Source organism: Ferranicluibacter rubi, from assembly GCF_011603255.1.
Classification (GTDB): domain Bacteria; phylum Pseudomonadota; class Alphaproteobacteria; order Rhizobiales; family Rhizobiaceae; genus Ferranicluibacter; species Ferranicluibacter rubi.
The window spans coordinates 150,713-174,257 of sequence record NZ_JAANCM010000002.1; the positions used below are offsets into that span (position 1 = coordinate 150,713).

General features: G+C 64.8%; 19 protein-coding genes and 1 other annotated feature. Of the genes, 12 read left to right on the top strand and 7 right to left on the bottom strand.

Annotation, left to right across the window (positions count from 1 at the left end):
* The first annotated feature begins 203 nt into the window (after positions 1-203).
* The 3 genes from G8E10_RS04550 (at position 204) to G8E10_RS04560 (ending at position 3,462) form a co-directional block, all read left to right on the top strand.
* A complete protein-coding gene (locus tag G8E10_RS04550) occupies positions 204-1,181 on the top strand; it encodes a tripartite tricarboxylate transporter substrate-binding protein (protein WP_167128001.1) in 978 nt (325 codons plus the stop codon).
* Between the two features lie 301 nt (positions 1,182-1,482).
* A complete protein-coding gene (locus tag G8E10_RS04555; protein WP_132712963.1) occupies positions 1,483-1,944 on the top strand; it encodes a tripartite tricarboxylate transporter TctB family protein in 462 nt (153 codons plus the stop codon).
* A gap of 12 nt (positions 1,945-1,956) precedes the next feature.
* Positions 1,957-3,462 (top strand): tripartite tricarboxylate transporter permease, encoded by a 1,506-nt coding sequence (locus G8E10_RS04560; RefSeq protein WP_110726418.1) that lies wholly within the window; start codon positions 1,957-1,959, stop codon positions 3,460-3,462.
* A gap of 66 nt (positions 3,463-3,528) precedes the next feature.
* On the opposite strand, the gene G8E10_RS04565 is transcribed toward G8E10_RS04560, so the two are convergent.
* From G8E10_RS04565 to G8E10_RS04575, 3 genes are all read right to left on the bottom strand, one after another.
* On the bottom strand, positions 3,529-4,119 hold the full coding sequence (locus tag G8E10_RS04565; RefSeq protein WP_110799617.1) for a glutathione S-transferase: 591 nt from the start codon (positions 4,117-4,119) through the stop codon (positions 3,529-3,531).
* A gap of 55 nt (positions 4,120-4,174) precedes the next feature.
* Positions 4,175-4,756 carry a ribonuclease T2 family protein gene (locus tag G8E10_RS04570; RefSeq protein ID WP_167127394.1) on the bottom strand — a complete coding sequence of 194 codons (582 nt, stop codon included), beginning with the start codon at positions 4,754-4,756 and terminating at the stop codon, positions 4,175-4,177.
* Positions 4,757-5,126: 370 nt separating this feature from the next.
* Complete coding sequence (locus tag G8E10_RS04575; RefSeq protein WP_110726415.1) at positions 5,127-6,008, bottom strand: 23S rRNA (adenine(2030)-N(6))-methyltransferase RlmJ; 882 nt, start codon at positions 6,006-6,008, stop codon at positions 5,127-5,129.
* Between the two features lie 68 nt (positions 6,009-6,076).
* Here G8E10_RS04575 and G8E10_RS04580 point away from each other — a divergent pair, with 68 nt between their 5' ends.
* Both G8E10_RS04580 and G8E10_RS04585 read left to right on the top strand, forming a co-directional pair.
* A complete protein-coding gene (locus G8E10_RS04580; protein WP_167127397.1) occupies positions 6,077-8,254 on the top strand; it encodes a molybdopterin-containing oxidoreductase family protein in 2,178 nt (725 codons plus the stop codon).
* Positions 8,251-8,865, top strand: coding sequence for an NUDIX domain-containing protein (locus tag G8E10_RS04585; protein ID WP_167127400.1), 615 nt, complete (start codon positions 8,251-8,253; stop codon positions 8,863-8,865). Before G8E10_RS04580 ends, G8E10_RS04585 begins: the two co-directional genes overlap by 4 nt.
* 22 nt (positions 8,866-8,887) lie before the next feature.
* Here the strand turns inward: G8E10_RS04585 and purN are convergent, their stop codons facing one another.
* Together purN and purM are read right to left on the bottom strand one after the other, a co-directional pair.
* The gene (gene purN, locus G8E10_RS04590) at positions 8,888-9,490 is read right to left on the bottom strand and encodes a phosphoribosylglycinamide formyltransferase (RefSeq protein WP_167127403.1); all 603 of its coding nucleotides are present in this window, start codon (positions 9,488-9,490) and stop codon (positions 8,888-8,890) included.
* Between the two features lie 26 nt (positions 9,491-9,516).
* Positions 9,517-10,599 carry a phosphoribosylformylglycinamidine cyclo-ligase gene (purM, locus tag G8E10_RS04595; RefSeq protein ID WP_132446922.1) on the bottom strand — a complete coding sequence of 361 codons (1,083 nt, stop codon included), beginning with the start codon at positions 10,597-10,599 and terminating at the stop codon, positions 9,517-9,519.
* Positions 10,600-10,851: 252 nt separating this feature from the next.
* Between purM and G8E10_RS04600 the strand changes: the two genes are divergently transcribed.
* The 5 genes from G8E10_RS04600 (at position 10,852) to G8E10_RS04620 (ending at position 17,017) form a co-directional block, all read left to right on the top strand.
* Positions 10,852-11,982, top strand: a complete 1,131-nt coding sequence (locus tag G8E10_RS04600) for an AI-2E family transporter (protein WP_110799610.1) — start codon at positions 10,852-10,854, stop codon at positions 11,980-11,982.
* Positions 11,979-12,686: a DnaA regulatory inactivator HdaA gene (hdaA, locus tag G8E10_RS04605; RefSeq protein ID WP_167127406.1), complete on the top strand. Its 708-nt coding sequence runs from the start codon at positions 11,979-11,981 to the stop codon at positions 12,684-12,686. The genes G8E10_RS04600 and hdaA overlap by 4 nt, the downstream gene beginning before the upstream one ends.
* A 64-nt stretch (positions 12,687-12,750) precedes the next feature.
* Positions 12,751-14,961: an RNA degradosome polyphosphate kinase gene (locus tag G8E10_RS04610; protein WP_132446928.1), complete on the top strand. Its 2,211-nt coding sequence runs from the start codon at positions 12,751-12,753 to the stop codon at positions 14,959-14,961.
* A 12-nt stretch (positions 14,962-14,973) separates the two neighbouring features.
* Complete coding sequence (ppx, locus tag G8E10_RS04615) at positions 14,974-16,494, top strand: exopolyphosphatase (RefSeq protein WP_110732589.1); 1,521 nt, start codon at positions 14,974-14,976, stop codon at positions 16,492-16,494.
* Positions 16,495-16,522: 28 nt separating this feature from the next.
* Positions 16,523-17,017: a hypothetical protein gene (locus G8E10_RS04620; protein ID WP_167127409.1), complete on the top strand. Its 495-nt coding sequence runs from the start codon at positions 16,523-16,525 to the stop codon at positions 17,015-17,017.
* A gap of 7 nt (positions 17,018-17,024) precedes the next feature.
* Here the strand turns inward: G8E10_RS04620 and rnd are convergent, their stop codons facing one another.
* Together rnd and G8E10_RS04630 are read right to left on the bottom strand one after the other, a co-directional pair.
* Positions 17,025-18,185, bottom strand: coding sequence for a ribonuclease D (gene rnd / locus G8E10_RS04625; protein ID WP_110800067.1), 1,161 nt, complete (start codon positions 18,183-18,185; stop codon positions 17,025-17,027).
* Between the two features lie 114 nt (positions 18,186-18,299).
* Positions 18,300-19,697, bottom strand: a complete 1,398-nt coding sequence (locus G8E10_RS04630; RefSeq protein ID WP_167127412.1) for a multicopper oxidase family protein — start codon at positions 19,695-19,697, stop codon at positions 18,300-18,302.
* Positions 19,698-19,943: 246 nt separating this feature from the next.
* On the opposite strand from G8E10_RS04630, the gene aspS reads away from it, so the two are divergent.
* Both aspS and G8E10_RS04640 read left to right on the top strand, forming a co-directional pair.
* Positions 19,944-21,734 (top strand): aspartate--tRNA ligase, encoded by a 1,791-nt coding sequence (gene aspS, locus G8E10_RS04635; RefSeq protein WP_110799604.1) that lies wholly within the window; start codon positions 19,944-19,946, stop codon positions 21,732-21,734.
* A gap of 142 nt (positions 21,735-21,876) precedes the next feature.
* Positions 21,877-21,934 (top strand) — a sequence feature (sul1 is cis-regulatory element that is thought to sense ions involved in sulfur or methionine metabolism; They are found in Alphaproteobacteria).
* 74 nt (positions 21,935-22,008) lie between these two features.
* Positions 22,009-23,490 (top strand): SulP family inorganic anion transporter, encoded by a 1,482-nt coding sequence (locus G8E10_RS04640; RefSeq protein WP_167127415.1) that lies wholly within the window; start codon positions 22,009-22,011, stop codon positions 23,488-23,490.
* Positions 23,491-23,545 lie beyond the last annotated feature (55 nt).

Here is a 23,545-nt window from a genome sequence, read left to right on the forward strand (position 1 = left end):
GGGGCTCATGTGTCGGTTTCCACCCATCGCAAATGGTAAGGGGGCCGTTTCCACCCATGGTGCGCCGCAAAAGCGTCGTCCCGCAGCGCGACGCCTCCAATAACCGGTTGCACACCTCCGCCTGAACGGGACACTCGCGTCCATTCCATGACCGGCAGAGGAGGAGCCCTGCCGGCATGCTGATCACGTCTCGGGAGGACATCATGACGCGTTTCTCGTCGCTTCTGGCAGCCACAGCGCTTGCCGCAACCGTTTTCGCAGGCGCCGCGCAGGCGGACTATCCGGAGCGGACCATCACCATGGTCGTGCCCTTCGCCGCTGGCGGGCCGACGGATACGGTCGCGCGCCTCGTTGCCGAATCCATGTCGAAGGATCTCGGCCAGCAGGTCATCGTGGAAAATGTCGGCGGTGCCGGCGGCACGCTCGGTGCCGGCCGTGTCGCGAGCGCCGAGGCCGATGGCTACACCGTGCTCCTGCACCACATCGGCATGGCCACCAGCGCCACGCTCTACCGCAAGCTCGCCTATGACACGCTGAACGCCTTCGATTATGTCGGCCTCGTCACCGAAGTGCCGATGACCATCGTCGCGCGCAAGGATCTGGAGCCGACCGACCTCAAGAGCCTCGTCGAATACGCCAAGGGCAACAAGGATACCGTGACGGTTGCCAATGCCGGCATTGGGGCGGCCTCCCACCTCTGCGGCATGCTGTTCATGAGCGCCATCGAAACATCGCTCGTCACCGTGCCCTACAAGGGCACCGGCCCGGCAATGACCGATCTTCTCGGCGGCCAGGTCGATATCATGTGCGACCAGACCACCAACACGACGAAGCAGATCCAGGGCGGCACGATCAAGGCCTTCGCCGTGACGTCGCCGGCCCGCCTCGACATCTTCCCCGACCTGCCGACGGCCGTCGAAGGTGGTCTGCCGGGCTTCGAGGTCGGCATCTGGCACGGCGTCTACACGCCCAAGGGCACGCCGCCGGAAGCCATCGCCAAGCTGGAAGGCGCGCTTCAGAAGGCCCTGAAAGACGAGAACGTCGCCGCCCGCTTCGCCGAACTCGGCACCAAGCCCTCGTCGGACGCCGATGCGACGCCCGCTGCCCTCAAGGCCAAGCTCGAAGGCGAGATCGCCCGCTGGAAGCCGATCATCGAAAAGGCCGGCCAGTACGCCGACTGATTGAGGCCAGATCGACGGACCGGGATGCAGGCTGCGGTTTGCAGGCTGCCCCTCATCCGCCTGCCGGCACCTTCTCCCCGCAAGCGGGGCGAAGGGCATGCGCGGCAGCCTCTTGGTCAAGCGTCGAGCGAGGCAGGTCCCCTCTCCCTGCAGGCGGGGAGAGGGCTAGGGTGAGGGGCTGCCGCAACCGGGGAGATAACGGGGGAAACGCCTGATCGCGCGCGCCGACCGGCCGACACAAGCATCAACGACCGCATGAAGCCGAAAGGCCGATTGCGCTTCGACTCATTGGGGAACGACCATGAAACCACTTAGTCTCGACCGGACGAATGCCCTCTGCGGCATCCTGTTCATCGCCCTCGGCCTCTTCTTCGTGGCGCAGTCGCTGTCGCTCGAACTGGGCACGACGTTTCGCATGGGCCCGGGCTATTTCCCGCTGGTCCTCGCGCTGTTCCTGACCGGCCTCGGCCTCGTTATCCTCTTTCAGGCGACCCGCACGCAGAGCGAGCCGATCGAGCCTTTAGCCTGGCGCGGCATGCTCTTCATCCTTGCCGCACCCATCGTCTTTGGCCTCACGGTCCGGGGCCTCGGTTTCGTGCCGTCGCTGTTCATCGCCGCCTTCATCGCGTCCTTCGCCTCGCAGCGCATGAAGCTGGTGGGCGCGATCATTCTGTCGATCGCCATCACGCTCTTCTCCGTCGCCGTCTTCAGCTATGCGCTGGGCCTTCCGTTCGAACGCTTCGGCCCCTGGCTGCGGTTTTAAGGATCTTCGACCATGGATCTCTTCAGCAATCTCGCGCTGGGTTTCGCGACGGCCGGCACGCCGGAAAACCTTCTCTTCTGCCTCATCGGCGTGCTCCTCGGTACGCTCATCGGCGTCCTCCCCGGCATCGGTGCGACGGCCACCATCGCCATGCTCCTGCCGATCACCTTCCAGCTGGAGCCGGTCTCCTCGCTGATCATGCTCGCCGGCATCTATTACGGCGCGCAATATGGCGGCTCCACCACCGCCATCCTCATCAACATGCCGGGTGAATCCTCCTCGGCCGTCACGGCCATCGATGGCTACCAGATGGCGCGCAAGGGCAGGGCGGGCGCGGCGCTCGCCATCGCGGCCCTCGGCTCCTTCTTTGCCGGCACCGTCTCCACCTTCCTCGTCGCCATCTTCGCCCCGCCGCTGACCGCCGTCGCCCTGAAGTTCGGTGCCGCGGAATATTTCTCGCTGATGGTCGTCGGCCTCGTGTCCTCGATCGCGCTGGCCCATGGCTCCATCGTCAAGGCGCTGGCCATGGTCTCGCTCGGTCTGCTGCTTGGCCTCGTCGGCACGGATATCTACACCGGCACGCCGCGCTTCACGCTCGGCATCCGCGAATATGCCGACGGGCTGAACTTCGTCGCCGTGGCCGTCGGCGTCTTCGGTGTCGCCGAAATCCTGCGCAATCTCGAAAACGAGATGACGCGCACCGTGCTGATCAGCAAGGTCACCGGGCTCATGCCGACGCGAGACGATTTCCGCCAGATGGTCGGCCCGGTCCTGCGCGGCACCGGCATCGGCTCCGCACTCGGCATCCTGCCCGGCGGCGGCGCCATCCTTGCGGCCTTCGCCTCCTACACGGTCGAAAAGCGCATTTCCAAGCACCCGGAAGAGTTCGGCAAGGGTGCCATCGCCGGCGTCGCCGGTCCGGAATCGGCCAACAATGCCGGTGCCCAGACCTCATTCATCCCGCTGCTCACGCTCGGCATTCCGGCAAACCCGGTCATGGCGCTCATGGTCGGCGCGATGATCATCCAGGGCATCGTTCCCGGCCCGAACGTCGCCGTCGAACAGCCGGCTCTGTTCTGGGGCATCATTGCCTCCATGTGGATCGGCAACCTGATGCTGGTCGTACTCAACCTGCCGCTCATCGGCCTCTGGGTAAAGCTCCTGACAGTGCCCTACTACGTGCTGTTCCCCATCATCATGGCCTTCTGTGCCATCGGGGTCTACAGCGTCAACGCCAACGTCTACGACCTCTATGCCGTCGCCTTCTTCGGCATCGCCGGCTATCTCCTCGTCAAGCTGCGCTGCGAGCCGGCACCTCTGCTGCTCGGCTTCGTGCTCGGCCCGCTGCTGGAGGAAAACCTGCGCCGCGCCATGATCCTCTCGCGCGGCGACCCGTCCACCTTCGTCACCCGCCCCATCAGCGCCGGCCTCCTCCTGCTGGCCGCCGCCGTCCTCGTCGTGGTCTTCCTGCCGAGCATCAAGGCCAAGCGCGAAGCAGTGTTCCAGGAAGAAAGCTGATCAGGTCTCTTGACCTGAATGAGAAAGGTGTCGCCGGCAGCGGCGACGCCTTTCTCGACACCCGCATCAAGCCTTGAACAGCTTGTAATCCGGAAAATGCTTTTCGAACTTTTCCGGCCAGTTCTTCAGCTTAGAACGACCTTTCTGCCATTCGCCGGCAAAGCGCAGTTCGATGTAGCGCAGTGTGGCGGCGAGCGCGAAATGGCCGGCGTGGAGCTTCGTCCCGGTCTTCGGCATGTTGGCGTCGAGATAGTCGAGCGCCCGCTCGACCTTCTGCCATTGGCGTTCGATCCACGGCTCATGCACCTTTTCCGGCGGATGGAAGCGCTTCTCATAGACGATGGCGAGCAGGCTGTCGCAGATGCCGTCGCATAGTGCCTCCAGCACCTCGGCCTGCACCCGTTTTTCCGGGTTGCGCGGATAGAGCACGCCCTTCGTCTCGCGATCGATGAAATGCATGATGACGCTGCTGTCGAAGATGGCCTGACCGCTGTCGAGCACCAGCGTCGGGATCTTGCCGAGCGGGTTGCTGGCGATCAGGTCCGGCGGGTTGGAATTCGTGTCCGTCAGTACGCTCTCGGCCGGCAGGCCGGCATAATGCGCCGCCATGCGCACCTTGGTGGAGTAGGGGGAAGCGGGGGAATAGAGGATCTTCATGGGAGCACCATTCGTCTTCGGTATAGGGTTCGGGATGTGATGGCTGTCGCGCCCGTCATGGTCTGGTCGCAGCGGGGATGGTCAGGTCCCGCGCCCGGCAGCCGCCACGATCGACCTCGCTGCAGGCACGGAAGGCAAGGTCGCGAGTGAAGCAGATGCGGATCTCGTCGAGCTTGTCGTCGCCGCAGGTCACGGCGACGCCCTGTGGCGTCAGTCCGGGATTGGCCTCGGCAAGCGCCGTCTCGATGGTGGCCGGGCTCATCCGGCGCCGCGCATCGGCATTCTCGATGCTTGCGGGAATGCGAACACGGTCACGCGCCGCCCGCAGCACGGAGAAATAGGCGCGCTGGTCCAGCCCCGAACACGTGCCGTGCTTGCGCCACTGATGCCCGATCAGGCCCATGGAGGGGATGATGTCGAACAGACCGCGGCCGAGCGCGTCGGGCACCCGGTCGCTGTCGCGCGACGGGCAGAAGGACGGAAAGCCCCGCTCGTTCTGTGGCCACAGGCCGTGGACGATGAAGCCGTATGTCCGGTCGCCATTGCACTGCGCGGTCTTGCCCGCGCGGTCGTTCTCCGCACACCAGGTCGGCGACCAGGAGAGGGAAAGAACGTAGAAATCGAACCCGCTGCCCATCGGTACGTTTCGAGACGCGGCCGGCGGTGTCTTTTTGGGCGACGGCGACGATGACTCTGCTGGTGGTTTTGGCACCTGCTGAAGGATAGGTGGCGTGGCCGTGGCTTGCTTCTGCGGTGGCTCGTCGCCACAGGCCGACAAGAGAAGGCTTGCGAAGAGCGCTGCCGTGACCCGCGCTGGGGAGAAAAGAGGCAGGTGGATCACGCCGAGACCCTATGCGTGGGCCGGCACAAGGGGGCACTGGCCGGGATGGGGAGATCCTTCGTCATCGTCGTCTCCCGTTCTGTCCCTTAGCGCTTCGTTGCGCTGCGCGAGATTGCGTCGGCCGGGTGCATCGCGTCAAGCCGGGCGAGGCGAAGTCGTTGCCCGATCAGGCCTCGTCCTCGTCGTCTGGAAGATCGCGCGCCTCGCCCCGCAGCCAGATCGCGCGGGCGGAGGCGAAGCGGTCCTGCTTCAGGCGATCCTTGAGGAAGGGCAGCAGCACGTCCAGCTCACCCTTCAGCGTGAAGGGCGGGTTGACGATGACAAGGCCCGTGCCGGTCAGGCCGGTGGTGCCGCGATCGCTTTTCACCGTCAGCTCGCAGCAGAGCATCTTGGGAATGTTCAGCGCCGTCAGACTCTCGTGGAATTCGGCGATCGGCGCCCCCTGCTTCAGCGGATACCAGAGGCAGAACGTGCCGCCGGGAAAGCGGCGATAGGCCTTGGCGAGACCCTTTTCCAGCCGCTCGTATTCGCCGGGCTCTTCGAAAGGCGGATCGACCAGCACCAGCCCGCGCTTCTCCTTCGGCGGCAGATGCGCGCCGAGCGCCAGCCAGCCGTCGAGTTCGGTGATGCGGCTCTGGTAGTCGCCGTCGAACAGCCGGTGCAGGGTCTCGTAGTCGTCGGGGTGCAGCTCCATGGCCGACAGCCGGTCCTGCGGCCGCATCAGCAGGCGCGTCAGCTTCGGCGAGCCCGGATAGTGCGTCATCCCGCCTTCGGGGTTCAGCGCCGCGATGGCCTCCAGATAGGGCGCAAGAATCGGCGCGACCGCGGACGGCAATGGGTCTGCCAGCAGCCGGCCGATGCCGTCGCGCCATTCCCCGGTCTTCTGCGCTTCCTCGCTGGAAAGGTCGTAGAGCCCGATGCCGGCATGGGTGTCCAGCACGCGAAAGGCCTTGTCCTTCTGCTTCAAATAGGTGACGAGACGGGCGAGCACCGCATGCTTCAGCACGTCGGCGAAATTGCCCGCATGGTAGATGTGCCGATAATTCATGATCTCTGGTGATCGCCTTGATGAAATGTTGAGATGCAAAGGGCAAAGCGCTTTAAGCCGCTTTTGCGATGTCCTATAGAAAAGACATGAACCTTGCGACCCCTATCAAAGCGGAAAACCCCATCAAAACGGGAAACGCTGTCGGACACTCCGTCTGTCCGCACGACTGTCCCTCGGCCTGCGCGCTGGAGGTGGACCTGACCCCGGACGGCCGGATCGGCCGGCTGCGCGGCGCCTCGGCCAACAGCTACACCGCCGGCGTCATCTGCGCCAAGGTGGCGCGCTATTCCGAGCGCATCTACCATCCCGGCCGTCTGCTCGTGCCGCAGCGCCGTATCGGCGCCAAGGGCGAGGGCGATTTCCGGGAAATCTCCTGGGACGCAGCCCTCGATGAGATCGCCGAGGCCTTCCTGAAGGCGGAAGCGCGGCACGGCTCGGAAGCCGTCTGGCCCTATTTCTATGCTGGCACGATGGGGCAGGTACAGCGCGACAGCATCGAGCGGCTGCGCCATGCGAAGCGCTATTCCGGCTTCTTCGATTCGATCTGCACCAATCCCGCCTGGACCGGCTTCACAATGGGCACGGGCGCGCTGCGCGGTCCCGATCCGCGCGAAATGGCCCTGTCGGACTGCGTCGTCATCTGGGGCACCAATGCGGTCTCCACCCAGGTCAACGTGATGACCCACGCCATCCGCGCCCGCAAGGAGCGCAAGGCTAAGATCGTCGTCATCGACATCTACGACAATCCCACCATGAAGCAGGCCGATATGGCGCTGACTGTGCGCCCCGGTACGGACGCGGCCCTCGCCTGCGCCGTCATGCACATTGCCTTTCGCGATGGGTACGCCGACCGCGCCTACCTCGCCACCCATTCGGATGATCCCGAGGGACTGGAAGCGCATCTGCAAAGCCGCGACCCCGCCTGGGCGTCTGATATCACGGGTCTGTCGGTCGAGGAGATCGAAGCCTTCGCGAAACTCGTCGGCACGACGCCGAAGACCTATTTCCGGCTTGGCTACGGCTTCACCCGGCAGCGCAACGGCGCGGTGGCGATCCACGCGGCCTCCAGTATCGCGACGGTGCTCGGTTCGTGGAAGCACGAGGGCGGCGGCGCGTTCCATTCCAACAACGATATCTTCCGCTTCGACAAGCGCGAGCTGATGGGCACCGCCATGGTGGACCCCGACATCCGCATGCTCGACCAGTCGCAGATCGGCCGCGTGCTGACCGGCGATGCCGAGGCGCTGCGCCATCGCGGGCCCGTGACGGCGCTCCTCATCCAGAACACCAATCCCGTCAACGTCGCCCCCGAACAACGTCTGGTGAAGCGTGGCTTCCTGCGCGACGACCTCTTCGTCGCGGTGCACGAGCAGTTCCTGACCGACACGGCAAAGCTTGCCGATATCGTGCTGCCGGCCACCATGTTTCTGGAGCATGACGACCTCTACCGCGGCGGCGGCCACCAGCACATCCTGCTCGGGCCGAAGCTCGTGGAGCCGCCGTCAACGGTGCGCACCAATCTCTTCGTCATCGAGGAACTCGCAAATCGCCTTGGTATCGCCGACCGTCCCGGCTTCGGCCGTAGCGAGCGCGAGCATATCGACCGCATCCTCGTCAACTACGACAGCGGCTACGAGCACCTGAAGGCGGCGAAATGGCTGGATGTCCAGCCGGACTTCGCCACGGCCCATTTCATTGAGGGCTTTGCCCATGCCGACGGCCGCTTCCGTTTCCGCGCCGACTGGACCGGCACGCCCGCGCCCAACCGACCGCCGGCGGCCTTAGGCATGCTCGGCCCGGTCGAAGGCCTTCCGGTCTATCCCGACCATGCGGATCTGATCGAGTCGGCTGACGCCGATCATCCGTTCCGTCTGGCGACATCGCCGGCGCGCTCCTTCCTCAATTCGAGCTTTGCGGAAACGCCGGGCTCGGTGCAGAAGGAAGGCCGCCCGGAGGTGATGATCCATGCGGCGGATGCGGCAAACCTCGGTATCGCGGATGGCGACATCGTCAGGCTCGGCAATGTCAGGGGCGAGATCCGCCTCCACGCCCGCCTCGGCGGCGGCACGCGGCCGGGGGTGGTGATTGCCGAGGGCCTGTGGCCGAACGGCGCCCATCTCGACGGCGAAGGCATCAACGTCCTGACCGGTGCCGACAGCGTCGCGCCCTATGGCGGCGCCGCTTTCCACGACAACCACATCTGGCTGAAACGCGACGAGGCCCTTCGAATGGCAGAACCCGCATGAGCAAGTCCGAGACCGTGACCATCGAGATCCTCAAGGACGAGACGCTCTCGAAAAATTGGTACCACCTGCGCAACATCACCTTCCGCTACACGGATGCAGAAGGTCGCACGAAAGTGCTGAAGCGCGAGACCTATGATCGCGGCAACGGCGCAACGATCCTGCTCTACGATCCCCGCCGCGATGTCGTGGTGCTCGTGCGCCAGTTCCGCGTGCCGACCTACGTCAATGGCGGCACCGGCTGGATGCTCGAAACGCCGGCCGGCCTGCTCGATGGCGATGCGCCCGAGGATGCGATCCGCCGCGAGGCGATGGAAGAAACCGGCTACCGCGTCGGCCCCGTCCGCTCGCTCTTCAAGGCCTATATGTCCCCCGGCGCCGTCACCGAAATCGTCCACTGCTTCGCCGCCGTCATCGATATCGAGGACCGCGTGGAGGAAGGCGGTGGCCTCGCATCGGAAGACGAGGACATCGAAGTCGTGGAACTCGGTCTCGATGACGCTATGGCTATGATCGCGTCCGGTGAGATCTGCGACGGCAAGACGATCATGCTGCTGCAATGGGCGGTGATGAATCGGGACAGCCTGAAGGCCGGGGCGTCCGTGGCGCCTTGAACGCCCTGCGCTGCCGCTGACCTCAGCCGCCCATCCGCACGTCGCCGCTCGCCACCATCCGCAGGGCCTCCGCGTAGGTCTTGTGCTCCACCGTCAGCACGCGCGCCGCTAGGGTTTCCGCCGTATCGCCTTCAAGCACCGGCACCCGCGTTTGCAGGATAACCGGGCCTTCGTCCATGCCTTCGGTGACGAAATGGACCGTGCATCCGGCCTCTGTGCGGCCCGCATCCAGCGCGCGCTGGTGCGTATGCAGGCCGGGAAATTCGGGCAGGAGGGACGGGTGGATGTTGAGGATACGGCCTTCGTAACGACTGATGAAGGCACCCGTGAGGAGCCGCATATAACCGGCAAGGCAGAGGAGATCGGGGCGCAGCGTCTCGACATGGTCGAGGATGGCAGCCTCGTGCGCCGCCTTGTCGGCATAGTCGCGCCGCTCGAAGGCGGCGGTCGGGATGCCGCGCGCGGCGGCTTTTTCCAGCCCGCCGGCGGTCGCGCGGTCAGAGATCACGCCGACGATCTCGGCCGGATAGTCTTCAGCCGCACAGGCATCCGCGAGCGCCAGCATGTTGGAGCCGCCGCCGGAGATGAAGACGACGACGCGCTTGCGCGACGCCGTTTCGCTCATGCCCATCTCACTCAAGATCGTCTCGTTCACAGCGCCAGCGTTCCCTCATAGACCACGCCCGGCGCGCCCTCATCGCGGGCGATCATCCGGCCGAGGCGGAAGACCGTCTCGCCCTCGGTGGCAAGCGCTGCTGTCACGCTGTCGGCAAGCTCTGCCGGTACGACGGCGATCATGCCGACGCCGCAGTTGAAGGTGCGCAGCATCTCGGTCGCTGCCACGCCGCCGGTGCGGGCAAGCCAGGAAAACACAGGTGGCGCCTTGACGGCGGCAAGGTCGATTTCGGCTGCGAGGTGCTTGGGGAGCACGCGCGGAATGTTCTCGGGAAAGCCACCGCCGGTGATGTGGGCAAGCGCCTTGATGCCGCCGGTCTCGCGGATGACCTTCAGAAGCGGCTTCACATAGATGCGCGTCGGCGTCATCAGCACGTCGGCTAGCGTCGCGCCTTCGGTGCCGGCATCGAAGGGGGCCGGTGCATCCCAGGCAAGGCCCGAGAGCCCGACGATCTTGCGCACCAGCGAGTAGCCGTTGGAGTGGACGCCGGAAGATGCGAGGCCGAGGATCACGTCGCCCTCGGCGATATCGCCGGCCGGCAGCAGGCGGCCGCGTTCGGCCGCACCGACGGCAAAGCCTGCGAGATCATAGTCGCCGCCCGAATACATGCCCGGCATTTCCGCTGTCTCGCCGCCGATCAGCGCGCATCCCGCATCCCGGCAGCCGGCCGCAATGCCGGCGACGATGGCCGCGCCCTGGTCGGGGTCGAGCTTGCCGGTCGCGAAATAGTCGAGGAAGAACAGCGGCTCGGCGCCCTGCACCACGAGGTCGTTGACGCACATGGCCACGAGATCGATGCCCACGGTGTCGTGCTTGTCTGCGTCGATGGCGATCTTCAGCTTGGTGCCGACGCCGTCGTTCGCCGCGACCAGCACCGGATCGGTGAAGCCTGCGGCCTTCAGGTCGAACAGGCCGCCGAAGCCGCCGATCTCGCCATCGGCACCGGGCCGGCGGGTGGAGCGGACATGCGGCTTGATCTTCTCGACCATCAGGTTTCCGGCATCGATATCGACGCCCGCATCGCTGTAGGTCAGACCGTTCTTACCCGACTGGCTCATGTTTGGCTCTCCACGCACCCGTTCAAGCCCTGCGATTGGCATGTGGTGCGGGCAAGTGCAAGCGTGCAGGCGCTCTCGCGGGGCTTTTTCCCGCATGGATCTTGGCGTGATCCCACAGTCATCCGAGAGTCATCCCTCGGGGATAGCGAATCACGGGCGCTTGACCCGCCGCCTTGCACCGTCCTATCTCGCGCCTATCTCATTGGAAGCGCGCCACGGGCCGCCGCGATGTCAACACGATCGGAGCCTCAGATGGCCACCATGTTCAGCGGGAAGGGACTTCGCCGCCAGGCGATCTTCTGGCTTGTCTTCTTCGTCCTCTTCATCGCCTTCCTGATGGTCTTCTCCTCCATCCTCCTGCCGTTCCTTGCCGGCATGGCGCTCGCCTACTTCCTCGATCCCATCGCCGACCGGCTGGAAAAATGGGGCTTGAGCCGGATGATGGCGACGATCGTCATTCTCGTCGGCTTCATCGTCGTCTTCGCCCTGTCGCTGGTGCTGATCATCCCGATCATCTTCACGCAGGCGTCGGATTTCATCACCAAGATCCCGGACTACGTAGCCAGCTTCCAGAATTTCCTCGCAAGCCCCCAGGCCGATATCCTGCCGGACTGGCTGCAGAGCCAGCTGCCCGCGATCCGCGAGAATTCGTCCCGCCTCATGGCGCAGGGCGCAAGCTTTCTCGGCACGCTGGTGCAGCAGTTGTGGAACTCCGGCGTCGCGCTGCTCGATATCATCTCGCTCTTCGTCGTCACGCCGGTCGTCGCCTTCTATCTGCTGCTCGACTGGGACCGCATGGTCGCCAAGGTCGATAGCTGGATCCCGCGTGGCCAGCTCTCCACCGTCCGCCAGATCGCGACCGACATGGACAGCTCCATTGCCGGGTTCGTGCGCGGGCAGGGCTCGCTCTGCATCATCCTCGGCCTTTACTACGGCATTTTCCTCACCGTCGCCGGGCTGAATTTCGGCCTGCTCATCGGCTTCTTCGCCGGCATCATCAGCTTCATTCCCTATGTCGGCTCCATGGTCGGTCTGGTGCTGGCGGTCGGCGTTGCGCTGGTGCAGTTCTGGCCGGATTACTTCTGGGTCATCGTGGTCGCCTGCATCTTCTTCTCCGGCCAGTTCCTCGAAGGCAACATCCTTCAGCCCAAGCTGGTGGGCAGCAGCGTCGGCCTGCATCCGGTTTGGCTGATGTTCGCGCTTCTGGCCTTCGGCTCGCTGTTCGGCTTCGTCGGGCTTCTGGTTGCGGTCCCGGCCGCCGCAGCCCTCGGCGTTCTCGTGCGCTTCGTGCTGGCGCGCTACCTCGAAAGCGATGTCTACCACAGCCCCCCGACCCACACGACCATCGAAGCCCAGCCGAACGTACCGCATAGCCTCACATGACCCGCCGCGACGACCAGTTGCCGCTGCCTCTGGGGCACGCGCCGCAGATCAGCCGGGACGACCTTCTCGTCTCGCCTTCTCTGGAGGGCGCGGTGGCGATCGTCGATGGCTGGCCGCAATGGCCGTCGCCGGTGGTGGTGCTCGTCGGCCCGGCGGGCTCGGGCAAGTCGCATCTGGCCGCCATCTGGGCGGGAACGAGCGGCGCGACCGCCATCGATCTTCACGCGGGCAGCGAGGCGCCTGACATCGCGGCTCGGGGCCCTGTCCTGTTCGAGGACGCAGACCGTCGCGGCTTCGACGAGACTACGCTGTTTCACGTCATCAACAGCGTGCGCGAAAACGGAACCTACCTTCTCGTCACCGCCCGCAGCCGGCCTGCCGCCTGGGGCGTGGCACTGCCGGATCTTGCCTCGCGCCTGAAGGCGGTCACCGTCGTGGAGACGAGCGAGCCGGACGACGATCTTCTCGGCCAGGTGCTGATGAAGCTATTTGCCGATCGCCAGCTTTTTCCCGATGAACGACTGATCGCCTACCTCGTCGCCCGCATGGAGCGATCGCTCGAAACCGCCCATCGGGTCGTGGAGGAGATGGACCGTCTGGCGCTCGCCCGCCACACGCGGATCAGCCGGTCGCTTGCGGCCGAAGTGCTTGAAAAAATTGGTAATGCAGGGGACATTCAAGAAATCCCTGATCAAGACGATTGACTGTCACAGTTCCGTCGTCAAACTCGTCTAGCAGCTTTTCGCAAAGCGTATGAGGGAACGGGACATGGACACGACGACAGCTGCGGCAAAGACGACCTCCCCGGCCAACCCGGTCGACAAGGGTGCGGTCGATAAGGGCATTGACCTGCTGAACAGCCCGGAACGGTTCATCAACCGCGAGTTCTCTTGGCTGCAGTTCAATCGCCGGGTCCTAGAGGAAACGCTCAACACTGCCCATCCGCTCCTGGAGCGTGTCCGCTTCCTGTCCATTTCTGCGGCCAACCTCGATGAGTTCTTCATGGTCCGCGTCGCCGGCCTTGAGGCGCAGGTGCGCCAGAGCGTCGTCGTGCGCAGCCCCGATGGCAAGACGCCGGCCGAGCAGTTGGGCGACATCCTGAAAGAGATCAACACGCTGCAGATGGAGCAGCAGGCGTCGCTCGCCGTGCTTCAGCAGTATCTCGCCAAGGAAGACATCCTGATCGTCCGCCCGGTCTCGCTGTCGGCCGACGATCGGACCTGGCTGGAGACGACGTTCGACCAGTCGATGTTCCCGGTTCTGACCCCGCTGTCGATCGATCCGGCGCATCCGTTCCCCTTCATCCCCAATCTCGGCTTCACCATGGGGCTGCAGCTCGTCAGCCGCTCCGGCCGCGATCCGATGACGGCGCTCCTGCGCCTGCCGGTCGCGCTCGATCGCTTCGTGCGCCTGCCGGACGTGCGCTCCACCATCCGCTACATCACGCTGGAAGATGTGGTGGGCATGTTCATCAGCCGCCTGTTCCCGGGCTACGACGTCAAGGGCGCCGGTACCTTCCGCATCATCCGCGACAGCGATATCGAGGTCGAGGAAGAGGCGGAAGATCTCGTCCGTTTCTTCGAGACCGCGCTGAAGCGCCGCCGCCGCGGCTCGGTCATCCGCATCGAGATCGACTCTGAAATGCCGCTGGAACTGCGTCGCTTCGTCATCTCGGAGCTTGCCGTGCCGGAAAACCGCGTGGCCGTGCTGCCGGGCCTGCTGGCGCTGAACACGCTGTCGGAAATCACCAAGGCACCGCGGGAGGATCTGCGTTTCGCGCCGTATAATGCGCGATTTCCCGAGCGAGTCCGAGAGCACATGGGAGACTGCTTCGCCGCCATCCGCGAAAAAGACATGGTGGTTCACCACCCCTATGAGAGCTTCGACGTCGTTGTCCAGTTCCTCCATCAGGCTGCGCGCGATCCTGACGTCCTTGCGATAAAGCAGACGCTCTACCGCACCTCCAACGACAGCCCCATCGTGCGCGCGCTGATCGATGCCGCCGACGCCGGCAAGTCGGTGACGGCGCTGGTCGAGCTCAAGGCCCGCTTCGACGAGGAAGCCAACATCCGCTGGGCGCGTGACCTGGAGCGCGCCGGCGTGCAGGTCGTCTTCGGCTTCATCGAGCTGAAGACCCATGCCAAGATGTCCATGGTCGTGCGGCGCGAGGAGGGTAAGCTGCGCACTTACTGCCACCTCGGCACCGGCAATTATCACCCCGTCACCGCCAAGATCTATACCGACCTGTCCTTCTTCACCTGCTCGCCGGTCGTCGGCCACGACATGGCGAACATCTTCAACTTCATCACCGGCTATGGCGAGCCGGAAGCCGGCATGAAGTTGGCGATCTCGCCCCACACGCTGCGCCCGCGCATCCTCAAGCATATCGAGGAGGAGATCGTGCATGCCGGTGCCGGTCGCCCGGCGTCGATCTGGATGAAGATGAACTCGCTGGTCGATCCCGAGATCATCGACGCGCTCTACCGCGCCAGCCGCGCCGGCGTCGAGGTCGAGCTCATCGTTCGCGGCATCTGCTGCCTGCGTCCGCAGGTTCCGGGCCTGTCGGAGAACATCCGCGTCAAGTCGATCGTCGGCCGCTTCCTCGAGCACAGCCGGATCTTCTGTTTCGGCAACGGCCATGCTCTTCCCTCCGAGCATGCGCTTGTGTATATCGGCTCGGCGGATATGATGCCGCGCAACCTGGACCGGCGCGTGGAGACTCTCGTACCTCTCGTCAACCGGACCGTGCACGAACAGGTCCTGTCGCAGATCATGCTGGCAAATCTCATCGATAACCAGCAGAGCTACGAAATTCTCGAGGACGGCACCTCACGGCGGATCTCGGTGTCCAAGGACAGCGAACCGTTCAACGCACAAGTCTATTTCATGACCAACCCCAGCCTGTCCGGCCGGGGCGAGGCCCTGAAATCGAGTGCGCCCAAGGTTATCGCCGGCTGGGACAGCGACCGCAGAAAGTAAAGCTGGACCCGTATGGTAGAATCCGAAGCTCAGGGGCGCTTGCCTGGCATCGCTCCTGTTTCCGTCGTCGATATCGGCTCCAACTCGATCCGGCTCGTGATCTATGAGGGACTGAATCGCTCGCCTGCGGTGCTGTTCAACGAAAAGGTCATGTGCGGGCTCGGCAAGGGCATCGATGCCACCGGGCAGATGGATGCCGAGAGCGTCGAGCGTGCACTGAAGGCGCTGCACCGCTTCAAGGCCCTCGCGACCCAGGCGCGCGCCTCGACCGGCTTCGTGCTGGCGACGGCGGCAGCCCGCGACGCCTCCAACGGCCCCGATTTCATCCGCCGCGCCGAGCATATTCTCGGCCAGAAGATCCGTGTCCTCTCCGGCGAGGAGGAGGCCTACTTCTCCGCGCTTGGCATCGTCAGCGGCTATCACGATCCCGATGGCGTCGTCGGCGATCTCGGTGGCGGCTCGCTGGAACTGGTGGACGTCGTCGGCCGCACGATCGGCACCGGCATAACGCTGCCGCTCGGCGGCATTCGCCTGTCGGAACATGCCGGCGGCTCGCTGGAGCGGGCGCGTGCCTATGTCCGCAAGACGGTGAAAAACGTCGATGTGCTGAAACGCGGTGCCGGACGCACCTTCTACGCTGTCGGCGGCACATGGCGTTCCATCGCCAAGCTGCACATGGAACTGCGCGATTATCCGCTGCATATGATGCAGGGCTACGAGATGAGCTTCGAGGAGGCGATGAGCTTCCTGCCGGAGGTGATCGAGCCCAAGGACCTGAAGATCCCCGCCTTCGCCGCGATCTCCCGCAGCCGCCGCAATCTTCTGCCCTACGGCGCCATCGCCCTGCAGGAGACGATCTCGCTCCTGAAGCCGGCGCGGATCTCATTTTCCGCGTTGGGCGTGCGCGAGGGTTACCTGTTCTCGCTGCTGTCGGAGCAGGCGCGCAATGCCGATCCGTTGCTGACCGCCGCCTCCGAACTGGCGATCCTGCGGGCCCGGTCTCCCGAGCACGCCCGCGAACTGGCGGACTGGACGGGCAGGGTATTGCCGGCCCTCGGCATCACCGAAACCGATGAGGAAGCCCGCTACCGGCGGGCCGCCTGCCTGCTTGCCGACATCTCCTGGCGCGCCCATCCCGATTACCGGGGCCTGCAGGCGCTCAACATCATCGCCCACTCCACCTTTTCCGGCATCACCCATGCCGGCCGTGCCTATATCGCGCTCGCCAATTACTACCGGCACGATGGCCTGAACGACAACGGCGCCACCAGCCCGCTCTCCACCATCACGCCGGCACGCATGCTGGAACAGGCGAAGATCCTCGGTGCTCTCCTGCGCGTCGCCTACCTCTTTTCAGCCTCCATGCCGGGCATCGTCCGCAACCTCGCCCTCCGCCCGTCTTCCGCTGCAAACACCGACCTCGATTTCGTGGTGCCCGCCGATTACAGCGAGTTCGCGGGGGAGCGACTGGATGGACGCTTGCAGCAACTGGCGAAACTGACGGGTAAGCGAATCGCGTTCCGGTTCGCGTAAGGGCCGTTACGAGGAGGGGGCGGTTCGCGTGACAGAAAAAAGCTCTCGCTGGCGCCGCGTCCTGTTTCTGCTGCTTCTCGCTTTTGTCGTTGGTGTGGCACTTATCGTCATATCCGTCGGTTTGGAGATCAACGAACGGCGGAAGATGATCCGCGGTGAGAGCGGCCCGCTCGATGTCACCGAGGCAGACATCGATGGCCTTCATCTCCGGCTCGAACGATACCTAGACCATCTTTTCCTCGCGGAATTCCGGCGGACGCTCACCGTCACGGCAAAAGGACGCGCGCCGGTCGTGTTCGAAATGGATCAGGACACCGGCGGCATGCAACGCATCGCGGTGTGCAAGACGGGGGAGGGACGAATCCTGCTCTCAGACAGGATCTTCAACTATCTCATAGATCCCGACGGTACGACGAAACCCTTCACGACGCCTGAGGTGGAACCCGTCTGCGTCACGAAGCTCGGGACCTTCGACAAGGGTCTGGGGCCGAGAGGCAAGTACGGCTTCCAACCGGAGCGGTGACCCGGCCTCAGGCCGGAGCACCGGGCAATTCCACCGTCTCGATCTTCCGGTCCACGAAGCGCAGCGCCACGTCGCCATTGATCAGCTTCAGCGCGATCTCGCCGAACAGATCGCGGCGCCAGCCTTTCAGCGCGCCGACATCGGCCTTCTCGCCTTCCGATGCGATGCGCTCGATGTCTTCGCTGTTGGCGATGATCTTGGCCGCGACGCCCTGCTTTTCGGCGACGAGCTTCAGGAGAACCTTGAGCAGCTCGATGGCAGCGGCCGCCCCTTCGCTCGTCTGGTTCTGGCGGGGCAGGCGGGGCATGTCGGCTTTGGGCAAAGCGAGCGCCTCGTTGACGGCTTCGATGATGGCCGTGCCAGCGCTGGAGCGCTCCCAGCCCTTCGGCACCGTGCGCAGCCGCGACATGGCCTCGGCGTCTTTCGGCTGCTGCTGGGCGATCTCGTAGAGCGCATCGTCCTTCAGCACGCGGCCGCGCGGTACGTTGCGGGACCGGGCCTCGCGCTCGCGCCAGGCGGCGATGCGCTGCAGGACGGCCAGCTCGATCGGCTTCTTCAGGCGCATCTTCAGCCGCTGCCAGGCATCGTCCGGATGCATGTCGTAGGTCTCGCGCGATTCGAGAACCGCCATCTCCTCCGTCAGCCACAGCGAGCGGCCTTCGCGCTCCAGCTCGGCCTTCAGGTGGTGGTAGACGTCGCGCAGATGGGTGACGTCGGCGAGCGCGTAATCGAGCTGCTTGTCGGTCAGCGGCCGGCGGCTCCAGTCGGTGAAGCGCGAGGACTTGTCGATATGCTCGCCCTTGATACGGCTGACGAGCTGGTCGTAGGAGACGCTGTCGCCGAAGCCGCAGACCATGGCCGCGACCTGCGTATCGAAGATCGGGTGCGGGATGAGCCCGCCGAGATGGAAGATGATTTCGATGTCCTGCCGCGCGGCATGGAAGACCTTGATGATGTCGGGATTGGCCATCAACGCGAAGAAGGGAGCGAGGTCGAGGCCCTTGGCAAGCGGATCGACGATCACGGCGATGTCGGGACCGGCCATCTGGACCAGGCAGAGCTGCGGCCAGAACGTCGTCTCACGCAGAAACTCTGTGTCGATCGTCAGATAAGGCGCAGTGGCCAGCGTGTCGCAGGCTGCCTGCAGCGCCGCAGTCGTATCGATAATATCCATCGGATCTCCGGGATGTGGAGGCGGGTTTTCTCTCTCTTCTCTTTTGATGCGGGGATGTCAACCAACCGACATGAAAAAGCCGCGATTCGGCACGCCGCAGGCGGTCTATCAGACGATCCTGAGATAGGACGACATACCCGTCTTCTGGTGCTCGATGATGTGGCAGTGAAGCATCCAGTCGCCCGGATTGTCGGCGACCAGCGCCAGCTCGGCCTGTTCGTCCGGCTGCAGCAGGATCGTATCCGTCGGCGGCGGCAGCACGGTGCGCTTGTTGGAGGAGAGGACGTGAAAGGTCAGCCCGTGCAGGTGGATCGGGTGGGCATGCGGCGTGCGGTTGGCGATTTCAAAGACGTAGCTCCGGCCGAGCTTCAGCTCCGCCAGCGGCGCGACCGGGTCCGGCGTATCGCCCGGCCACGGCACCTTGTTGATCGCCCAGAACGTATAGCCGAGCGAGCCGCAGATACTCTCCACCGCCTTGTGCTCGGCCGTCGCCGTGAAATCGAGGGGAATGCGCTCGGCACCGGCGATGTCGGGACGGGCGATCGGGTTGGGTGCCAGCGCGCTGGTGTCCCCCAAGTCGCGCCTGAGCGAGGAGCCGCGCGCGACCAGCGTCGCGATGGTCCAGGGCGAGGAGCCGCGCAGGTTGCCGAGCGTCACGGTCTGCCCCTCGCCATCCGGCATCCGCACCACGAGGTCGGCGCGCTGTCCCGGCCCGAGATCGAGCGTATCGATTGCCAAGGGCAGAGCAAGCGCATTCGAATCGAGCGCCAGGATCGAGGCTGGCGCATCGATGCCGAGTGTATAGATGCGCGTGACGTCGGTTGCCGCAATGCGCAGCCGCACCAGCCCGCCGGCGGGTGCCTCGAACTGCGGCGCGCGCTGCCAGTTGGCGGTGCGCACCGTGCCATAGGTGCCGCCGCGCGCCGCATCCCGGGGCTTGAACGGGGCGATGAAGGCACCGTCTGCCCCCAGCCGCCAATCGCGCAGGTTCAGGACGATTTCGGCGTCGAAGACGGGGTCGGCAGGGTTCTCCACGACGATTACGCCGGTCATGCCGTGGCCCATCTGGGTCAGCGTATTGCAATGGGGGTGATACCAGAACGTGCCGGCATCGGGCGGGGTAAAGGCATAGTCGAAGCCATCGCCCGGGTAGACGTAAGGTTGCGTCATCTCCGGCACGCCGTCCATGGCGTTGGGAATGCGCAGCCCGTGCCAGTGCACGGTGGTCGGCTCGTCGAGCCCGTTGACCAGCCGGGCTGCGAAGGGCTGGCCCTGCCGCATCCGCAACACCGGTGGCACGCCCGATATCGCAGGCTCGTCGCCAAGTCCCCAGGTCATCACCTGCGTTTCCGCGCCGCCTTCGGCAATCTTCGCAGCACCGAACTGCGCCTTCAGCGTTAGAGGCGCGGCCGTGCCCGGACGCGCGGCAAGGCCTGCGCCCAGCGCGAAAGATGCAGCCGTTGCGGCACTGGCTTTGAGAAGCGTTCGGCGGGTGAGGGCGGGCATGATCCGGTCCGGGTGTATCGACGTGGCTTCTCCTTAAACTTGATCGCCCTGTTCAGCAATTGTGACAGCGATCTTTCCCGCCTGCCGCGTTGTCGCAGGGCGCGTAGAGGCGTAAGATCGGTCCATCAGGCCGAGCTCCGCCTTGACAAATCGGACCTGCCATGCGCTTTTCCGCGCGATTTCGACGCCGCCGGGACAGCGATGGTTTTCCCGTGTGCGGCATTTTGCCAGTTCCAGGAAACGCACATGCACCGTTACCGCAGTCACACTTGCGCCGCCCTTCGCCAGACCGATGTCGGCGCGAACGTCCGTCTCTCCGGCTGGGTGCATCGTGTTCGCGACCATGGCGGCGTCCTGTTCATCGACCTGCGCGATCACTACGGCCTCACCCAGGTCGTGGTCGATCCCGACAGCCCGGCCTTCAAGGCGGCCGAAGCCGTGCGCGGCGAATGGGTGATCCGCATCGACGGACGCGTGAAGGCGCGCACGGCCGAGACGGTCAACAAGACGATGCCGACGGGCGAGATCGAGCTCTACGCTCAGGAAATCGAAGTCCTCTCCGCCGCCAAGGAACTGCCGCTGCCGATCTTCGGCGAGCCGGATTATCCGGAGGACGTGCGCCTCAAGTACCGCTTCCTCGACCTGCGCCGCGAGACGCTTCACCGCAACATCGTCAAGCGCACCCAGATCGTCGCCGACATGCGCAACCGCATGAACGCGGAAGGCTTTGCCGAATATACGACGCCGATTCTCACCGCATCTTCGCCGGAAGGCGCGCGCGACTTCCTCGTCCCGTCGCGCATCCATCCCGGCACGTTCTTCGCGCTGCCGCAGGCGCCGCAGCAGTACAAGCAGCTGCTGATGGTCGCGGGCTTCGACCGTTACTTCCAGATCGCACCCTGCTTCCGCGATGAAGACCCGCGCGCCGACCGCCTGCCGGGCGAATTTTACCAGCTCGACATGGAAATGAGCTTCGTTGAGCAGGAAGACGTCTGGAACACGATGGCGCCCGTCATCACAGGCGTGTTCGAAAAATTCGCGGACGGCAAGCCCGTCACCAAGGACTGGCCGCGCATTCCCTACGACGTCGCGATCCGCAAGTACGGCTCCGACAAGCCGGACCTGCGCAACCCGATCGAGATGCAGGCCGTGACCGAGCACTTCGCCGGCTCCGGCTTCAAGGTCTTCGCCAACATGATCGCCTCCAACCCGAAGGTCGAAGTCTGGGCGATTCCGGCCAAGACCGGCGGCTCCCGCGCCTTCTGCGACCGGATGAACGCCTGGGCGCAGTCCACCGGCCAGCCGGGGCTCGGTTACATCTTTTGGCGCGCCGAGGGCGAGACCGTCGAAGGTTCCGGCCCACTCGCCAAGAACATCGGCCCTGAGCGCACCGAGGCGCTGCGCGTCCAGCTCGGCCTGGAAGCCGGCGACGCATGCTTCTTCGTCGCCGGTGATCCCGCCAAGTTCTACAAGTTCGCAGGCGAAGCCCGCACGCGCGCCGGCGAAGAGCTGAACCTCGTCGACCGCGACCGGTTCGAGCTGTGCTGGATCGTGGACTTCCCCTTCTACGAATGGAGCGAGGAAGAGAAGAAGGTCGATTTCGCACACAACCCCTTCTCCATGCCGCAGGGCGGGCTTGAGGCGCTGGAAACGCAGGATCCACTGACGATCAAGGCCTACCAGTACGATGCCGTCTGCAACGGCTTCGAGATCGCGTCCGGCTCCATCCGGAACCAGTCGCCGGAACTGATGGTCAAGGCGTTTGAACTGGTCGGCCTGTCCAAGCAGGACGTGGAAGACCGCTTCGGCGGCATGTACCGCGCCTTCCAGTACGGCGCCCCCCCGCACGGCGGCTGCGCCTTCGGCATCGACCGCGTGGTCATGCTGCTGGTCGGCGCCAAGAACCTGCGTGAAATCTCGCTGTTCCCGATGAACCAGCAGGCCCAGGACCTGCTGATGAACGCCCCCAGCGAAGCCGCCCCGACGCAATTGCGCGAACTGGCCTTGAGGGTCGTGCCGCAGCCGAAGAAGGATTGATCCGCAACGGGCGGATCGACACACGACGGATAGGAGGGCGGCCATGGGTCGCCCTTTTCCGTTTCTCCATCGGCGCCTTCCCAAGGCGCTGCGGACTTTAGCGTTGCGTCACGGGCGTGTCCGGTTTATGGAAAGCCATCACAACGGACCCGGGTGCGATCCCCGGGTGGCTCTTCCGGCCGCCGATCCGCCGGACAACGCACAGCATCAGCCCTTATAACCGCTTCGGACCTCGTCCCGGCTGGTGCGTTCCTGTTTGCGAAACGTTCAATCCATGATCTCACTGTCCACCTACCGCCACGAATGGTTTTCCAACATTCGCGGCGACATCCTCTCCGGCGTCGTCGTGGCGCTGGCGCTCATTCCCGAGGCGATCGGGTTTTCGGTCATTGCGGGGGTCGATCCGAAGGTGGGGCTGTTTGCCTCCTTCGCCATCGCCTGCGTCGCCGCCTTTACCGGCGGCCGGCCCGGTATGATTTCGGCTGCTACGGCAGCCACGGCCGTCGTCATGGTCAGCCTCGTGCGCGACCATGGCCTGCAATATCTCTTCGCCGCCACCATCCTCATGGGGCTTTTGCAGATCGCGGGCGGCTTCCTGAAGCTCGGGCGGCTCATGCGCTTCGTCTCGCGCTCGGTCATCACCGGCTTCGTCAACGCACTGGCGATCCTGATCTTCATGGCGCAGCTGCCGGAGCTGATCGGCGTTCCCGCGCTGACCTATGTGATGATCGCCATCGGCCTCGGCATCATCTACCTCTTCCCCTATGTGACGAAGGCCATCCCGTCGCCGCTGGTGGCCATCGCGGTGTTGACGGCCGTTGCGGTCTTCGGGGGCTTCGATCTGCGCACCGTCGGCGACCTCGGCGAGTTGCCCTCAAGCCTGCCGGTCTTCGGCCTGCCGGACGTGCCGCTGACCTGGGAAACGCTGCGGATCATCTTCCCCTATTCCGTGACGCTTGCAGCCGTCGGCCTGCTCGAATCGCTGCTGACGGCGCAGATCGTCGATGACATGACGGATACGCCGAGCAACAAGAGCCAAGAATGTGTGGGTCAGGGGGCAGGCAACATCGCCTCGGCGCTGATCGGCGGCATGGGCGGTTGCGCCATGATCGGCCAGTCGGTCATCAACGTCTCCTCCGGCGGCCGCGGGCGGCTTTCCACCTTCGTTGCCGGTGCCTTCCTGCTGTTCCTGATCCTTGTTCTCGACGATATCGTGCGCATCATCCCGATGGCCGCTCTCGTCGCGGTCATGATCATGGTGTCGATCGGCACTTTCTCCTGGCGGTCGATCCTCGACCTGCGCACCAACCCGTTGCCATCCTCCGTCGTCATGCTCGCAACCGTCGTCACCGTCGTCGCGACGCACGACCTTGCCAAGGGCGTCATCGTCGGCGTGCTGCTCTCGGGCGTGTTCTTCGCGGGCAAGGTGGCGAAGCTCTTCCGCGTGGTATCGCTCGGCGATGCCGTTGCCCGGACCTACCGCGTGGAAGGCCAGGTGTTCTTCGCCTCGGCCGACGCCTTCATCGCGGCCTTCGACTTCACCGAGAGTGCCGCCAGCGTGACGATCGACGTCTCCGCCGCGCATTTTTGGGATATTACGGCCGTCGGCGCACTCGACAAGGTGGTGCTGAAGTTCCGCCGGTCCGGTGTTCCCATCGAGGTCATCGGCCTCAACGAGGCCAGTGCGACGATGCTCGACCGCTTTGCCGTGCACGACAAGCCGGATGCGCCGGCCCTGCCGCAGGCCTCGCACTGAGATACGAAAAAGCCCGCCGGCCTCCTGTTTGAGGAGACCGGCGGGCTTCGTCGTT

Excerpts from the sequence above, each read along its gene's own strand:
- G8E10_RS04550 (WP_167128001.1), top strand. The coding sequence starts at position 204 with ATGACGCGTTTCTCGTCGCTTCTGGCAGCCACAGCGCTTGCCGCAACC.
- G8E10_RS04555 (WP_132712963.1), top strand. The coding sequence starts at position 1,483 with ATGAAACCACTTAGTCTCGACCGGACGAATGCCCTCTGCGGCATCCTG.
- G8E10_RS04560 (WP_110726418.1), top strand. The coding sequence starts at position 1,957 with ATGGATCTCTTCAGCAATCTCGCGCTGGGTTTCGCGACGGCCGGCACG.
- G8E10_RS04565 (WP_110799617.1), bottom strand. The coding sequence starts at position 4,119 with ATGAAGATCCTCTATTCCCCCGCTTCCCCCTACTCCACCAAGGTGCGC.
- G8E10_RS04570 (WP_167127394.1), bottom strand. The coding sequence starts at position 4,756 with ATGGGCAGCGGGTTCGATTTCTACGTTCTTTCCCTCTCCTGGTCGCCG.
- G8E10_RS04575 (WP_110726415.1), bottom strand. The coding sequence starts at position 6,008 with ATGAATTATCGGCACATCTACCATGCGGGCAATTTCGCCGACGTGCTG.
- G8E10_RS04580 (WP_167127397.1), top strand. The coding sequence starts at position 6,077 with ATGTCCTATAGAAAAGACATGAACCTTGCGACCCCTATCAAAGCGGAA.
- G8E10_RS04585 (WP_167127400.1), top strand. The coding sequence starts at position 8,251 with ATGAGCAAGTCCGAGACCGTGACCATCGAGATCCTCAAGGACGAGACG.
- purN (WP_167127403.1), bottom strand. The coding sequence starts at position 9,490 with ATGAGCGAAACGGCGTCGCGCAAGCGCGTCGTCGTCTTCATCTCCGGC.
- purM (WP_132446922.1), bottom strand. The coding sequence starts at position 10,599 with ATGAGCCAGTCGGGTAAGAACGGTCTGACCTACAGCGATGCGGGCGTC.
- G8E10_RS04600 (WP_110799610.1), top strand. The coding sequence starts at position 10,852 with ATGGCCACCATGTTCAGCGGGAAGGGACTTCGCCGCCAGGCGATCTTC.
- hdaA (WP_167127406.1), top strand. The coding sequence starts at position 11,979 with ATGACCCGCCGCGACGACCAGTTGCCGCTGCCTCTGGGGCACGCGCCG.
- G8E10_RS04610 (WP_132446928.1), top strand. The coding sequence starts at position 12,751 with ATGGACACGACGACAGCTGCGGCAAAGACGACCTCCCCGGCCAACCCG.
- ppx (WP_110732589.1), top strand. The coding sequence starts at position 14,974 with ATGGTAGAATCCGAAGCTCAGGGGCGCTTGCCTGGCATCGCTCCTGTT.
- G8E10_RS04630 (WP_167127412.1), bottom strand. The coding sequence starts at position 19,697 with ATGCCCGCCCTCACCCGCCGAACGCTTCTCAAAGCCAGTGCCGCAACG.
- aspS (WP_110799604.1), top strand. The coding sequence starts at position 19,944 with ATGCACCGTTACCGCAGTCACACTTGCGCCGCCCTTCGCCAGACCGAT.
- G8E10_RS04640 (WP_167127415.1), top strand. The coding sequence starts at position 22,009 with ATGATCTCACTGTCCACCTACCGCCACGAATGGTTTTCCAACATTCGC.